The sequence below is a fragment of the Nitrosospira sp. Nsp1 genome (assembly GCF_900100985.1).
GTDB lineage: Bacteria > Pseudomonadota > Gammaproteobacteria > Burkholderiales > Nitrosomonadaceae > Nitrosospira.
Window position 1 is genome coordinate 25,800 of the sequence record NZ_FMUF01000027.1, and the last position, 13,919, is coordinate 39,718.

The following is a 13,919-nucleotide window of genomic DNA, read 5'->3' on the forward strand; positions in this document are numbered from 1 at the left end:
ATCTGAAACCGGGCTTCATGAACGGGATGTGAATGGGATGGCCATGTAAAAACCACGCATTGGTCCAACGCGATAAATGCCCCGAACCTCAGGTTTTTGTTTTCGAGTTAACACAAAAAAGCCTCCCGAAGGAGGCTTGGATATCCTTTATCCTTTGAAGACTGATTCCTGAGGTTGACGGAAATCCAGGTATTCCTGTTATTGCCTCGTCGCCGGACCATTGCGCCCATCGACTCCAGGCCAGCCGGCAACATCGCATAGGATTCCGGTTCTGGCACCAAGCTGACTGGAGAGTACACCGACAGATCGAAGTTAACGTTGAGCGAACCATTGCCAGCGCCATTGGCGAAAATGCTAAACGCCAGCGTTCCCGATTGTGATTGCGAAGGTGGGGTCCCATAGCAATTTGGGTATTGATTGGAATTGTCCGAATAGCGCTATTATCGAATCGATGCTCGAACTTATGGCCGATCGAGCATCGATGTGCGCGTCATTTTGTTGAACCCCGGCTCAACGGTCGATTCAAACTTCGATCAAGCGATATAGCGACGTTCCTGGCGCTCATGTCGCTCTTGCGCTTCTATACAAAGCGTGGCGGTGGACCTTGCCAACAGGCGCCGAATACCAATTGGCTCTCCCGTCTCCGCGCACCAGCCATAAGTACCATTTTGAATACGCAAAAGCGCGTCTTCGATTTTTCTAATTAATTTACGTTCACGATCTCTCACCCGTAATTCAAGTGAAAAAGTTTCTTCCGTACTTGCTCGGTCATTAGAGTCGGAAGCGACAACCAGGAGCTGTATATGCTCAAGAGTACCCTTTGCATTTTTTAGCAACTGCCGGCGTTCTTCTTCCAGCCGAAGTCGGAAGAACTCAAGCTGGGCAGGTCCCATATATTCGTCTTGCGGAACTAAAGCTATAAATTTTTCTACGGATGACAATAGATCACTTTTTTTCATTGCATAGTCCTAAGTCAATGGCAATACGCTCCTTGCAGCCAGTCCTGCGATCCTAATTTCAGAGAATAAAGAGCCGATCCAATTCTGATCTATTCATAGGTATCACTGCTCAATATCAACGGGTTGATGCCCAGATTGACTCTACCGTCCAATAAAAGGCCGCTCTTTAAGAACGGCCTTTTATCTTGTGTCAATGATGCGCAGCCTGCATGAAACAGTCGGGAAGGCTTTTCTGAATAAAAATATTGGCTGGCTTGCCGCGGGCGGCTGGCTGGCTAAAAGACCGCCGGAAAAGGAGTAGGTAACCGGCGGTAACGGATAATCTGTACTTCTATCAGAGCTTAAACAAGAATAATAATGATAACGATTCTCATTATATTTAAAAGGTTCGCGGAAAGCAAGGAGAAAGATTAAAAAAGGGCGATAACAACATATGCCAAGTGCTCCCTGCATCTTTCGCTTGACGCTTGACAGTCGTCGCCAACTTTTAGATGGGTTATGAATCATGAGCATACGGGTCATGAGTATCTGAAACCGGGCCTTATGAAGGGGATTGCTAAGTAAAAAACCGCGTATTGGTTCAACACGATAAAGCCCCGAACCTCAGGTTTTTGTTTTCGAGTTGACACAAAAAAGCCTCCCGAAGGAGGCTGGATAATCCTCTTATCCTTTGAAAACCGATTTCGGAAGGTGACGGGGAAATTCAGATGTTCCTGTTATTGCCCCGTCGCCGGACCATTGCGCCCATCAGTCCCAGGCCAGCCAGCAACATCGCATAGGATTCGGGTTCCGGCACCGAACTGACTGGAGAGTGTGCCGACAGATCGAAGTTAACGTTGAGCGAGCCGTTGCCAGCACCACTGGCGAAAATACCAAATACCAGCGTTCCCGATTGTGATTGCGAAGGTGGGGTTCCATAGTAATTATGCAGCGAAAACGAAGAATTGGAATGAGTGCTGGAGCTCCCATTGTCTACGTAGCTGTTAAAGGATGCGCTCCCGCTGACCGATGCGTGGTCGTAGTTGTAGCAATAATAGCAGTAATTGGAAGTCTCGCCGTTTAAGCTGATAGTATAAGGAACGGTTACAGTCAGCACGCCCGGCCCGTCAAAAGTAAATTGCTCCGTTCGGGTGCCTGAAGAACTTGCAGAGCCAGACTGCATCGCGTTTGCGTCCCCCGAAAAATTTAGCGTAGAGGCTAACGCGTTGGCAAACGTGGTTCCGGCATCTGCATTGGCACTCTTGGGATCTGTCCAGTTATTGATTGACTTCGAATTATTTTCGTATTGTCCCGGTGACGACGCATATGAACTCAGCGACGTGTTTTGACCTGAAAACGTTACTGTAGGTACCGTATCGTTGACGCCTGTAATCGATAGCTGGAGCTTGCTCCAGTCGATAGTAGCGGTTGCTGCAACCGGGACGGTGGTGTCGGCTGCAACTGAAGATTGGCTCAATCCAACCCCGATTGAGCATGCTGTTACCAAAAGTCCATGTTTTACCAGATGGTTCATATAACCTCCTTGGCATCGAAAATAAATTCATGATTACTTCACGGTTCAGCAAAGCAAGATCGGAATGCTGAATCTCCATCATGAATTGAAGTTTTTTTATTTTCGACCGTTCAGCGAACAGACAGGAAGTTAAATCAGAACTCGTCTGGACTCCTTTCAGGCATTCCGAAGTGGGAGCTTTTTTTGCCGGGTTAATCGCGAAGTTGGCGTACTGTGCGTGATGAGAGGGAAGAGCAGGGGCATCCCCGAGCCAGATTTTGAGTTATCCGGCACTGATCGACACCAATGCAATGTTGCGGGGCAGCGATGGGTCGGTCATCTTCCGACCCATCGGTATCCTTACGCGATCCTTATCGCGTATGCGGCAGTTTCAGCTTTTGACGGCTGCTTAGCAACAACGGGTGACTTTACCGGTGCTTCCGTAGCGCGCTTCCTGGCGCTCCCGGAAGAATTCCTGGTAAGACATGATCGGCTTGTCCGGATGCGCATTTTTCATGTGGTCGACATAAGTGCTGTATTCGGGTACGCCAACCATGAGCCGCATGCTCTGTCCCAAATACCGAACCGTTCTGCTTATTTTATCTAGCATGTAGATCCCTCACGTTCTTGCCGCCTCGACCGGTAGCAATTCGAATGGTGCTTCTTTAGCGGTAGGTCTGCCTGTGGCGCGTGCGCGCAGCACCGTCCGGATACCGAAAAACAGGATGCTGATCAGTACCAGCATGAACAGTCCCGCTAGCGATGCATTGACATAGTCGTTAAAAATCACCTGCTGCATCTGCTCCAGTGACTTGGCTGGCGCAAGGAGCACGCCGTCCGCGACAGCATCCTTGTATTTACCGGCGTGCGCCAGAAAACCGATGCGTGGATTGGCATCGAATATCTTCTGCCAGGCGGCGGTCAGTGTGCAGACCAGCACCCAGGTGGCAGGCACGATCGTCACCCAGGCGAAACGGTCAAGCTTCATCTTGAACAACACACCGGTGCAGAGAATCAGCGCAATGCCGGCGAGCATCTGATTCGAAATGCCGAACAGCGGCCACAGCGTGTTGATCCCGCCCAGCGGATCAACCACACCCTGGTACAGAAAATATCCCCAGCCGGCAACGCAGATACCGGTTGCGATCAGGCTGGCAACCAATGAATCGGTGCGTTTCATCGACGGGATGAAGGTACCCAGCAAATCCTGCAACATGAAGCGTCCGGCACGGGTTCCCGCATCGACCGCAGTCAGGATGAACAGCGCCTCGAACAGGATCGCGAAGTGATACCAGAACGCCATCATCGCCTTGCCGCCGGCAAATTCCGACAGGATTTGCGCCATGCCCACCGCCAGTGTCGGCGCGCCGCCGGTACGAGAAATAATGGTGTGTTCGCCCACATCCCGTGCGGTCTGCGTGACCATCTCGGGCGTAAGATAAAAACCCCATTGCGATATGGTTTGCGCAGCCGATTCCGCTGTGGTGCCGATGATCGCGGCCGGGCTATTCATGGCGAAATACACCCCGGGCTCAAGCGTCGAGGCGGCAATCAGCGCCATGATGGCGACAAACGATTCCATCAACATCGCCCCGTAGCCGATGAAGCGGGCGTCGGTCTCGTTGCGGATCATCTTGGGGGTAGTGCCGGATGAGATGAGTGAATGAAAACCGGATACCGCGCCACAAGCGATGGTAATGAACAGGAAGGGGAACAGGCTGCCCGACCAGACCGGGCCGGAGCCATCCACAAACTGTGTGAACGCCGGCATCTTGAGCATAGGCGAAATGAAAATGACGCCGATGGCCAGGCCGACAATCGTGCCGATCTTGAGGAAGGTGGACAGGTAGTCGCGCGGTGCCAGCAGGAGCCAGACCGGCAATACGGAAGCGATGAAGCCGTAGGCGATCAGTACCCAGGTCAACTGTTCGCCGGTCAGGGTGAACATCACCGCCAGCGCGGGAACTTCCTGCACGTATTGCCCGCCGATGATCGACAGCATCAATAAGACAAAGCCGATCAATGATACTTCGCCGATCGCGCCGGGGCGGATATAACGCGCGTACACGCCCATGAACAAGGCAATGGGCATGGTAGCGGCAACCGTAAAGGTGCCCCATGGCGATTCCGCCAGTGCTTTGACCACGATCAGCGCCAGCACCGCCAGCAGGATCAGCATGATGAAAAAGGTGCCGAACAGGGCGATCATGCCGGGTATCTGCCCCAGTTCCGATTTGATCAGATCCCCCAGCGAGCGGCCGTCACGCCGCGTGGAAATGAATAGCACAACGAAATCCTGCACCGCACCGGCAAAGACGACACCCGCCAACAACCACAGCATGCCCGGCATATAACCCATCTGCGCCGCCAGAATTGGACCGACAAGGGGACCGGCGCCGGCGATCGCGGCGAAATGATGCCCGAATAATACATATTTGTTGGTCGGCACATAATCCAGGCCGTCATTGAATTTGTAAGCCGGCGTCATGCGGGTGGGGTCCAGCCTCAGCATTCGGTTGGCAATGAATTGGCTGTAGAAGCGATAGGCGATGGTATAGACGCAAACGGTGGCAATAACGATCCAGATGGCGCCTATTGATTCGCCATGGTGCAGTGCGATGAAGGCGAATGCAAACGCGCCAAGAGCGGCAAACGCCCACCAGCCGAGCTTAGTGATTAGATGATTCATTATCTGTTCCAGGGGGTGATGGGATCATTCAATTTTATCGCAGTGATGGTTTTTGAAACTGATCAGAAATACGTTCAGCACTTCAGGTTAAAGCAAGCCTGTTTCGACAAGTACGTATTCAACCTGCCATTTATAATTTTATTATGCAGGTGCATACTGAAATTATAAATAAAGTTATTTGGGAGATCAGGATGGTAACCGCAGCACGTGATTTTACATGGCATCACCTCCATGAAGAGAGAAGTGGTTCCGTGTGTTTGAACAACAACCTGAGTATTTTAAGTGGAATTTCTGCTGATTCTCACGCTGCCTGTTCAACCGTCGGCAGCATCACGGCATAAGCTTCATCGGGTGTTTTCTTACCCAAGCTCGAATGTGGCCTGGATCGGTTGTAGCAATCCATGTATTGCATAATTGATGCCCTGGCTTCTGCGATCGAATCATAGGCATGCAAATACACCCGCTCGTATTTCACCGATTTCCACAGGCGCTCGACGAACACATTGTCTCTCCAGGCGCCGCGCCCGTCCATGCTGAGATTACACCCTCGACCCTTGACGGCTTGCACGAACTCCTGCGCGGTGAACTGGCTGCCCTGATCGGTATTCACAATCTCCGGCTTGCCATGGCGGTTGAACGCCTCTTGCAGTACATCGACCGCATGGCAGGCCTCCAAATCCGTACGTGCCGATACGGTAGCCCGTCATCCAAGTACCGCTGGCCAAGCTACCTGCTACAAATGCCTTGGGAAAAGCCAATGATTTGATAATCCCACATTCTGAAATACGTGCGTTTGGAAGAACTTACGGGGAATGTCAAAGTGCGCCCCCGCAGCTATTCAAGCATCCAATTTTTGAAAAGACTATTAACGCAATCAGAGGCAACCAACAAGGCTTGGGTATTGGGAAACGACAGATTCGAGCAAAGTATCAAGAGAAATCGAAGAGGCGGGGTAGAGCCTGCGGCCAGGGTGGAGACAGGCGGTCGAAGCAATTCAAGATCGATCGAACCTGCTCCTATAGATTTTCTTTCCTAGTTGGCAACAGCCCCAGAAACATTATCAGGAATTCGGTAAATGGTTGCAGAAGCGATAGCCGATATGCAGGCCAGGGGGCGAATCCATCCCCTCAGCCGCTAGCCGAAAAACACTACAGCGGACCGTACTCATCAGGGGAAATGTGTTGCGGTTGAACACTTGCATTAATTGACGGAAAGGAGGCCTCGCACGATAAAATCATATTACTGAATAATTGAATCTGATCTGACAATTGCACCAGTCAATCGAGTAACTGTCGGATGAAGTCGCGACTACTTCAACTAACGGTTTTTTAATCGTTCATACTGCTTTATCTCTACATAAACCGCGTTTAGATTCTGCGTCCGTTCCTGCGAGTTGGGATGGCGTTTGATAGGGTTGTTAACAATGTCATGCACTGAGGCCGCAGCTCTCTCAATCTCGGTCTGAGGCCGAGGTGCATGCTTGTCCAACTCCGGGGGCGGAAAATCCTTTAGGAATGCTTTAATCGAATTTGTCAGTCCCTCTCCCTCCGGGAAAACGCGGCTGAGCAGTTTTACCGCACATGAGTCTGACTGCAACTCCTGATCAATGTGGTGGCGGGTAAAAAGGTCTTTTTCCAGCTTGACGTGCGCCAATATTACGCTGGGATTATTTCTGACGCTGGACATAATCTTCACCAGATCGCCTGTGTCTGAAATCGAATCAATCACCATGCTCTGCAATTCTTTGGTTTCGTGTCGTTGCAGAACGTGTGCCACCTCGTGTGCAAGCGCGAAATAGGCCTTTGGATGTTTCGCGGGATTGTCGATCAAACCCTGATCAAGGTATAGAAAACCGCCCGGGCGGGCCACAGCATTGCCACCGGAATTTTTCAGGATAAATAATTTGAACTGATATTCATGCGGTTCGTCAATCTCGGCAAGAATTTCCCGGAGCATTTTGTCTGCAATTGGATAATACTTCTTGCCGAGCTTGCGGTCCCTGTCGAGTATATTGGTTTCCTCCTGGTGTAACTGCTCCCCGTACAACAACTCGGCATTCATCGGCAGCCAGTTCAGTTGCTTTGCGGCGAGCTTGGCGGAAGCGGGAATCTCTCGCGTTGCATTGTCCAGCCTGACAGACCCTATACCTTGCCCCATCATCAAGCCCTGGAACCCTCTACCCAGCGCCTGGATCCCCGACTGTACCTCTTGCTTTACCAGATAAGCGGTCACTGAAGCAAAGTTGTCTGTCAGCTTGTATGGTTGCACGATCTCGGGACAATTCTTATCCAGCACGACAGAGGCCTTCGGTGCCAGCCTGGTAATTTCCTTGATATGTATGTCACCTTCAACATCGTAAGCCTGCCCTTGCTCCCCCTCCTTGGTCTCCGGTTCAGTAAGCCATTTCAAAATGGATGGCGTCTGCTCGGCGGCATTAGCTCCCGGTATAGAAACGAGCGGTATAACAGCTAGAAACGCGGTTAGAAGCACTGATTTTGTAAATGAAGGGATACTCATGAGTCTTTCCTTATTCTTATGGCAAGGGTAGCGGATCAATTCAATTTTTGCCGTAACCGCTGAATGATCAACTCGCGCGCGTCGTAATAGCCCTCATCGTCATAGATAGCGGCCTCATAGACGAGGCGCACGTTCTCGTCTTCTATTTCCCTACGGATATGTTCTATTCGGCTTCTAATCTCGGGGTCTTGTAAGGCTAGATCCATATTGGCTTGCGCTTCCGCCGGATCGAACAGCTTGTCCTTTTCGAGCCTTCGACCGCCGTCCACCGAACGATGAGGCAACTTGTGCAGTACCGCGGCTAGCGAACCGCAAGGAGCCTCATGTGATTGGGCACGGCTGACTGCTTCATAAAGAGCCGTAAGAGCCTTAAACCGGCTTGTTGAATTGCCGCTAGGCTTGAGGGAACATATTTCGGCTTGAGCCAAGCCAGTGCATGAGAGAAAAAGTATAAAGTGCAAACCAACAGTTATCCTAATCTTCATGAAGAGCCCTCCTTCAGGAGTGGTGATAGGAGCCGTGATACATGGCATAAAATGCAAACACTACAATGCCGAGCCAAATCAGGCGGCGTAAAACGAGTACGATTGCGGCACCTGGCTCCCTTTTGCCGTTCCAAACAATTCCTAGCCATGCACGGTGACTCTGGCCCAGTAGTATTAAAGCTTCCGATTCTTCCTTACCCTTCCATAGCTGCTGGCAGTCCAGGTAAGCAAAATTTTTGACACTTTTTTTTAAACTTTGCCATAAGCCTGTCGTTACATCAGGAACAGAGTGCGATTGCTGGTTATTAAGCTCCTGTTTCGCGTGGATGGCTTCCGAAACAGATCCGGAAACAAAGCTTTCGAATAGCATTCCAATTGCTATCGGAACAGGCGAGGTCCAGATGCCGAATTTGCCCAGAAGATATAAAGAAATCCACAACAATACCAAAGTCCATATTAAAACGCCTAGAAACAAACCGATCACCCAGAGGGGCGCCAATTGCTGCTTTATTGCTGACTCGGTGTCCAGACGGCGATTGAAATAACCTCCCCAGCATTTGGCAATGACGATGCCAAAAATGAGCGCGAACCCTATATCAATCAAAAACATCGGGATGTGCCCCAGGAAGGTATTGAGTTCTTTCACCTCATTAAACGCTGAGACAAATGCAGCCGCATGGATATGGACACCGTATAGCTCGTCAATAGGTGTGAGATGCTTGTCGTCTTCCCCGTAGGTGGCTCCAAAAAAGACAACTTTGTCGGACTGTATTTCTTTCTTCTTCTCGTCCCATTCCTTAAGCTCGATTTCTCGGAGTACCGCCGGGACCGCACTGAAATTAAGGATAGCGATGCTGGCTTCCGAAGGCTGAAACGAGTTTGCGGAATTTTTTCCTAAATCGCGTTTCCCATCGAGGCAATTTACCGCCCCGTGCTTTTCAGAAATACGTTCGGGGCGGCAGACCCCGGTTACGGTCTCGCCGTTCCACAGCGCTTTTGCCGTTTGGGCCATGGTATTGGGGGCGGAGTAATGACTCAGCACTACACCATACTCGACGGGCAGTCTCGCACTGCCAAATCGAACATTGGCCAGTTCCATTTGGCAAACCCATTCCTCCTGGGCTTCAGTCCATTTGTCACCAAACGGCGCGGCAATAACTATTTTGTTCCCTTTACAGGCCTGTTCCTTGATAAAGTTATCCAGTTGGTTCTGACAAATAGTCCCGTTACTCCGCTTGTACTTGTCACGCTTGGGAGGTTCTGGTCCGGGCGAAAGGTCTAAGTCGACAACCACAAGCTTTGGCTTGAGATCATATATCTTACTTAGATGATCCCTGATCACGCACCGATCCAGCGGAGATCGTTCGAGGTACACCTCGTTGTAGGTCTGGGGATCAATCCCTACAACAACTGGTGACAGTGCCTTTAGGGAACTATCTTCAGCAAGCGCAGGCGGCGAGAGGGTGCTAAGGTTTGCGATAACGATGTACGCGTAGCGATCAATGGCGTTAATCCATCCGAAGTGATGCATTATAGTTATGACTGCTGCAACTAGGACCGCCTCGGGCCATGTCTCGATGATGTGATGAAAAAACTTGCGCCAGAAGCCCTGATCGCTTTTCGCGGGTGCGTCGACCTGATTCCCAGTACCATGCATACGCTGGTCCTTATAACCGGGTGACTGTTACGCCACTCGGCTTCTTTTTTTTGGCGAAGATGGTTCATATGGAGGCGCCCAGGCAGTAACATCCTGTAATGCTGCATCCTTTTTATGTATAGTCTATTTTTCGTGGAAATGAAAGTTGGGCCTGAGTAAAAACTATCGAAAGATAGAGTTCGTCGACTCGGCGTTGTTGTTTTTCCAGCCTGGTTCTTCGAATTCCGTATCAATTTTCAATTAGACATGAGGCAGACAGCCCTGTTGTATTGTGCGCCGGGCTGTATCTAAGAACAGTATTGGGTCAGGTCTTGCGGTTTGCTATAAGCTACGTGACCAGTAGATAGCTCAGGGTCAGACTTGATTGAATCTCGGTTGTGTCCAAACGCCATGTCCAGCCACCAGATCAACAGCTTTTTTTTGTAAAGCCACCAATAATGGTCAACACATTGATGCATTTGTCATCGACAGGCGCGTCACTGACAAAATCTATCGGCCACCCTCCGTTGGTTCTGCTCGGCAATGCCAGTTGCTCACGTTCAACTGCTGCAGTACCTCTTCGCCTTTCTTTTATGCCGGCCGTGGTTGATTGCTGTCGTGCTTTTTGTGGTTTGCGCTCAGTGTCGGCAAGGTCTTCTTGATGGCTGCACCGGTTTTCTGTTCAGCCAGGCGCCATGGATCATCTACAGATTCAACCAGAATTGCAGGCTGGTGCCGAAGAAATACCCCAAGCGTAGCGCGGTGTCGCCGGTGATTGCGCGCTGACCATTTAGAATTTCGATGATGCGGTTAGTCGGCACGTTGAGCTGACGTCCGAGCGCCGCCGCGCTCATATCGAGCGCGGCCAACTGTTCGGCGAGATGTTCGCCGGGATGAATAGCACTACGACCCATGATGCACCTCCTAGTGATAATCCACGATCTCGACATTGCTTGGGCTGCGCGCCCCTTTCGGCCATTCGAAACAAATCCGCCACTGATCATTGATGCGGACACTGTATTGGCCTTTTCGATCGCCTTTCAATGCTTCAAATCAGTTTCCCGGCAAATCCAGGTCCCGCATCGAAGTCGCTGCGTCGAGCTGATCGAGGTGTAGCTCCGCCTTGCGCGCGAAGCCGGCGAAAGCCTTGACGTATCTTCCTTCGGTGAAAGTTTGGGTTCGCTTATCCCGATAGCTGACGATCATGCCGCGACACGGTAAAGAATAATATGCGATACACCAAGCGTATCGACCTTGCTTCATCGGCACCGAATCCACTGTAGAGCGTCAAGCCGAATATCGCCAGTACGATCATCAACTGAACCTTGCATGAAAGAACGAATATGTACAGCAAGGCCAACTAGAGCTATAGTATCAAAAGGTACTACCGAGTGATAAGAGGAGTCTCATGGCAATATCAATCAAGATCGATGACGAGCTAAAAAGCCGTATTCAGCATTTGGCGGGCGCGCGACAGCGATCGGCGCACTGGATCATGCGCGAGGCAATCCAGCAATACGTCGAACGGGAGGAAGCGCGCGAGAGCTTCAAACAGGAAGCCTTAGCGTCCTGGACCGCATATCGGGAAACCGGACGGCACTTAACCGGGCAGGAGGTGCGCACCTGGTTGAACACCTGGGGCACTGATGCGGAAACGGACCTGCCCGGGTGCCACGAGTAATTGTCACCGAAAGAGCAGGGCAGGGCCTAGAACATTGTCGCCAATTCCTGGCAATCAAGAACCCCCAGGCAGCCCGGCGAGCCGGCCAAACCATTGAGCGGCAATTTGCGCTCCTGGAAACCACGCCTGACACAGGCAGGCCACTCCTGGAACTGCCAGTACTGCGCGAGCTGATCATAGGGTTCGGCGATTCTGGCTATGTGGCTCTGTACCATTATGAACCGGCTGACGATGTCGTATATGTACTGGCCTTTCGGCACCAGAAGGAAGCAGGGTAAGCTGCTATCGAATTTTATAGCCAGTTTAAAATAGAATTTGTCTCAAATGAAAAAACATGCAATCCGCTGTAGCGAGGTGATAAAAAACCGTGGTCTGTCCCCAGTTACCTTATGTCCCCAATTACCTTTAACCTGGGACGGAAAATTAAACCTGCAATCTTTTGAAGGAGAGAGAGGATGACGAAGAAGCTCACCACGGCAGCCGGCTGCCCCGTCGTAGACAACCAGAACGTGATGACCGCCGGCATGCGCGGTCCGCAGTTGCTCCAGGATGTCTGGTTCCTGGAAAAGCTGGCCCACTTCGACCGGGAAGTGATTCCCGAGCGCCGGATGCACGCCAAGGGCTCAGGCGCTTATGGCAGCTTCACCGTGGTCAACGACATTACCCGGTATACCCGCGCCAAAATTTTCAGTGAAATCGGCAAGAAGACCGACCTGTTCGTACGTTTCTCCACGGTTGCTGGCGAGCGCGGTGCAGCGGACGCCGAGCGCGACATTCGCGGCTTCGCCGTCAAGTTCTACACCGAGGAAGGCAACTGGGATCTGGTGGGCAACAATACGCCCGTCTTCTTTCTGCGCGACCCGCTGAAGTTCCCCGACCTCAACCATGCGGTCAAGCGCGATCCGCAGACCAACCTGCGCAGCGCCCGCAACAATTGGGATTTCTGGACTTCGCTGCCCGAAGCCCTCCACCAGATCACCATCGTGATGAGCGATCGTGGCATTCCGGCCAGCTACCGCACCATGCACGGCTTCGGCTCCCACACCTTCAGCTTCATCAACGCCAAAAACGAGCGCCACTGGGTCAAGTTCCATCTGAAGTCGATGCAGGGCATCAAAAACCTCACCAATGCCGAAGCCGAGGCGATTATCGGCAAGAACCGGGAATCCCATCAGCGCGACCTGTTCGACGCCATCAGGAACGGTGATTTCCCCAAATGGAAGCTCTATGTCCAGGTCATGCAGGAAGCCGATGCCGCTAAAGTGCCGTATCACCCCTTCGATCTGACCAAAGTATGGCCACATAAGGATTACCCGCCGATCGAAGTCGGCGTGATGGAGCTGAACCGCAACCCGGCCAACTATTTTGCCGAAGTGGAACAGGCCGCCTTTAATCCCGCCAATGTAGTGCCGGGTATTGGTTTCTCACCGGACAAGATGCTGCAAGGGCGGCTGTTTTCCTACGGTGACGCCCAGCGTTATCGCCTGGGCGTTAACCATGGCCACATTCCGGTCAATGCGCCACATTGCCCCGTGCATAGCTATCACCGTGACGGCGCCATGCGTGTCGATGGCAACTTCGGTGGGACTTTGGGCTACGAGCCGAATAGCTACGGCGAATGGCCGGAGCAGCCGGATTTCCGCGAGCCGCCCCTGACCTTGAACGGCGCGGCCGATCGCTGGAATTTCCGTAAGGACGACGATGATTATTTTTCGCAACCTCGCGCTCTGTTCAAGTTGATGACACCGGCGCAGCAGCAGGCCCTGTTCGACAACACCGCACAGGCCATGGGCGATGCGCCGGAAGAGATCAAGCGCCGCCACATCGCCAACTGCACCCGGTGCGATCCTGACTATGGCGCAGGTGTTGCCAAGGCACTCGGATTGTCAGCAAGTATAACCAATAGTAACCAATAGGGTCAGACTAGCCCGGATATCTCACAAATAAGAGGTGCATCGGGCCTTAAAACATGAGAAAGTTGTTTTGCGATAACAAGATATCTCATGGAAGGTAAAGGCCGCGATGCATACACAATGTAACGGAAAAGCGATCCGCACAGGACGTGTTGGTTCACGCGAAGTGGTAGTGGATTTCGACGGAGGGCGGATCAGCTCGGATGCGGGTGCACTGCTTCTGCGGGGTGTTGATCAGGCGCTCAAGCTCACCGCACGGGTGGCGGCGTGTTTTCAGGACGGGTGCAGTTGGAATTAGAATCCACCCTACGTGACCAGTAGATAGCTCAGGGTCAGACTTGATTGAATCTCGGTTGCGTCCGAACGCCATGTCCAGCCACCAGATCAACAGCTTTTTTTGTAAAGCTACCAACAATAGGAGGGTGTCCTTGATTTTGTGTAATCGGGGAATTGTTTAATGCTGTGGCATACGCTCATCGAACATGATGGTAAATCGATTTAGTGCCGCTTTCCAGTTCTGAATCGGCATCGTCCATTTCTTGCTGAT

The 13,919-nt window shown here is 51.7% G+C and carries 16 protein-coding genes and 1 pseudogene; 4 read left to right on the forward strand and 13 right to left on the reverse strand.

Annotation, left to right across the window (positions count from 1 at the left end):
• Nucleotides 1-107 precede the first annotated feature (107 nt).
• The 13 genes and pseudogenes from BLP78_RS15370 to BLP78_RS16105 all read right to left on the reverse strand — a co-directional run bounded on the left by BLP78_RS15370 (nt 108) and on the right by BLP78_RS16105 (nt 11,093).
• Nucleotides 108-299 (reverse strand): PEP-CTERM sorting domain-containing protein, encoded by a 192-nt coding sequence (locus BLP78_RS15370; protein WP_371128886.1) that lies wholly within the window; start codon nt 297-299, stop codon nt 108-110.
• A 234-nt stretch (nt 300-533) separates the two neighbouring features.
• The gene (gene dksA, locus BLP78_RS13510; RefSeq protein WP_090460011.1) at nt 534-959 is read right to left on the reverse strand and encodes an RNA polymerase-binding protein DksA; all 426 of its coding nucleotides are present in this window, start codon (nt 957-959) and stop codon (nt 534-536) included.
• Nucleotides 960-1,662: 703 nt separating this feature from the next.
• Nucleotides 1,663-2,415 carry a PEP-CTERM sorting domain-containing protein gene (locus BLP78_RS16095; protein ID WP_256330290.1) on the reverse strand — a complete coding sequence of 251 codons (753 nt, stop codon included), beginning with the start codon at nt 2,413-2,415 and terminating at the stop codon, nt 1,663-1,665.
• Between the two features lie 445 nt (nt 2,416-2,860).
• Nucleotides 2,861-3,061, reverse strand: coding sequence for a YbdD/YjiX family protein (locus tag BLP78_RS13520; protein WP_090460015.1), 201 nt, complete (start codon nt 3,059-3,061; stop codon nt 2,861-2,863).
• A gap of 9 nt (nt 3,062-3,070) precedes the next feature.
• Entirely contained in the window at nt 3,071-5,140 is a 2,070-nt protein-coding gene (locus tag BLP78_RS13525; protein ID WP_090460017.1) for a carbon starvation CstA family protein, read from the reverse strand.
• 301 nt (nt 5,141-5,441) lie between these two features.
• Nucleotides 5,442-5,816, reverse strand: a pseudogene (locus BLP78_RS13530) (transposase); the annotation flags it as partial.
• Nucleotides 5,817-6,457: 641 nt separating this feature from the next.
• The gene (locus BLP78_RS13535) at nt 6,458-7,657 is read right to left on the reverse strand and encodes a M48 family metalloprotease (protein WP_090460020.1); all 1,200 of its coding nucleotides are present in this window, start codon (nt 7,655-7,657) and stop codon (nt 6,458-6,460) included.
• A 35-nt stretch (nt 7,658-7,692) separates the two neighbouring features.
• Entirely contained in the window at nt 7,693-8,142 is a 450-nt protein-coding gene (locus BLP78_RS13540; RefSeq protein WP_090460022.1) for a hypothetical protein, read from the reverse strand.
• A 13-nt stretch (nt 8,143-8,155) separates the two neighbouring features.
• The gene (locus tag BLP78_RS13545; RefSeq protein WP_090460024.1) at nt 8,156-9,799 is read right to left on the reverse strand and encodes a CHASE2 domain-containing protein; all 1,644 of its coding nucleotides are present in this window, start codon (nt 9,797-9,799) and stop codon (nt 8,156-8,158) included.
• A gap of 683 nt (nt 9,800-10,482) precedes the next feature.
• Entirely contained in the window at nt 10,483-10,692 is a 210-nt protein-coding gene (locus tag BLP78_RS13550; RefSeq protein ID WP_090460026.1) for a HigA family addiction module antitoxin, read from the reverse strand.
• Nucleotides 10,693-10,702: 10 nt separating this feature from the next.
• Nucleotides 10,703-10,822 carry a type II toxin-antitoxin system RelE/ParE family toxin gene (locus BLP78_RS16100; protein WP_305367064.1) on the reverse strand — a complete coding sequence of 40 codons (120 nt, stop codon included), beginning with the start codon at nt 10,820-10,822 and terminating at the stop codon, nt 10,703-10,705.
• A gap of 9 nt (nt 10,823-10,831) precedes the next feature.
• Nucleotides 10,832-10,984, reverse strand: coding sequence for a hypothetical protein (locus BLP78_RS16150; RefSeq protein ID WP_305367065.1), 153 nt, complete (start codon nt 10,982-10,984; stop codon nt 10,832-10,834).
• Nucleotides 10,962-11,093 (reverse strand): hypothetical protein, encoded by a 132-nt coding sequence (locus BLP78_RS16105; protein WP_256330291.1) that lies wholly within the window; start codon nt 11,091-11,093, stop codon nt 10,962-10,964. The genes BLP78_RS16150 and BLP78_RS16105 overlap by 23 nt, the downstream gene beginning before the upstream one ends.
• A gap of 93 nt (nt 11,094-11,186) precedes the next feature.
• Here BLP78_RS16105 and BLP78_RS13560 point away from each other — a divergent pair, with 93 nt between their 5' ends.
• From BLP78_RS13560 to BLP78_RS13575, 4 genes are all read left to right on the forward strand, one after another.
• Nucleotides 11,187-11,459, forward strand: coding sequence for a CopG family ribbon-helix-helix protein (locus BLP78_RS13560; protein ID WP_090460028.1), 273 nt, complete (start codon nt 11,187-11,189; stop codon nt 11,457-11,459).
• Nucleotides 11,447-11,737 carry a type II toxin-antitoxin system RelE/ParE family toxin gene (locus BLP78_RS13565; RefSeq protein ID WP_090460030.1) on the forward strand — a complete coding sequence of 97 codons (291 nt, stop codon included), beginning with the start codon at nt 11,447-11,449 and terminating at the stop codon, nt 11,735-11,737. The genes BLP78_RS13560 and BLP78_RS13565 overlap by 13 nt, the downstream gene beginning before the upstream one ends.
• Before the next feature lie 177 nt (nt 11,738-11,914).
• Nucleotides 11,915-13,375 (forward strand): catalase, encoded by a 1,461-nt coding sequence (locus BLP78_RS13570; RefSeq protein ID WP_090460032.1) that lies wholly within the window; start codon nt 11,915-11,917, stop codon nt 13,373-13,375.
• A 106-nt stretch (nt 13,376-13,481) separates the two neighbouring features.
• Entirely contained in the window at nt 13,482-13,670 is a 189-nt protein-coding gene (locus BLP78_RS13575; protein ID WP_218118986.1) for a transposase, read from the forward strand.
• The last annotated feature ends 249 nt before the right edge of the window (nt 13,671-13,919 follow it).

What these genes read in the sequence shown, in the direction of transcription:
- dksA (WP_090460011.1), bottom strand. Translation starts at nt 959, where the DNA reads ATGAAAAAAAGTGATCTATTGTCATCCGTAGAAAAATTTATAGCTTTA.
- BLP78_RS13520 (WP_090460015.1), bottom strand. Translation starts at nt 3,061, where the DNA reads ATGCTAGATAAAATAAGCAGAACGGTTCGGTATTTGGGACAGAGCATG.
- BLP78_RS13525 (WP_090460017.1), bottom strand. Translation starts at nt 5,140, where the DNA reads ATGAATCATCTAATCACTAAGCTCGGCTGGTGGGCGTTTGCCGCTCTT.
- BLP78_RS13535 (WP_090460020.1), bottom strand. Translation starts at nt 7,657, where the DNA reads ATGAGTATCCCTTCATTTACAAAATCAGTGCTTCTAACCGCGTTTCTA.
- BLP78_RS13540 (WP_090460022.1), bottom strand. Translation starts at nt 8,142, where the DNA reads ATGAAGATTAGGATAACTGTTGGTTTGCACTTTATACTTTTTCTCTCA.
- BLP78_RS13545 (WP_090460024.1), bottom strand. Translation starts at nt 9,799, where the DNA reads ATGCATGGTACTGGGAATCAGGTCGACGCACCCGCGAAAAGCGATCAG.
- BLP78_RS13550 (WP_090460026.1), bottom strand. Translation starts at nt 10,692, where the DNA reads ATGGGTCGTAGTGCTATTCATCCCGGCGAACATCTCGCCGAACAGTTG.
- BLP78_RS16150 (WP_305367065.1), bottom strand. Translation starts at nt 10,984, where the DNA reads ATGATCGTCAGCTATCGGGATAAGCGAACCCAAACTTTCACCGAAGGA.
- BLP78_RS16105 (WP_256330291.1), bottom strand. Translation starts at nt 11,093, where the DNA reads ATGATCGTACTGGCGATATTCGGCTTGACGCTCTACAGTGGATTCGGT.
- BLP78_RS13560 (WP_090460028.1), top strand. Translation starts at nt 11,187, where the DNA reads ATGGCAATATCAATCAAGATCGATGACGAGCTAAAAAGCCGTATTCAG.
- BLP78_RS13570 (WP_090460032.1), top strand. Translation starts at nt 11,915, where the DNA reads ATGACGAAGAAGCTCACCACGGCAGCCGGCTGCCCCGTCGTAGACAAC.
- BLP78_RS13575 (WP_218118986.1), top strand. Translation starts at nt 13,482, where the DNA reads ATGCATACACAATGTAACGGAAAAGCGATCCGCACAGGACGTGTTGGT.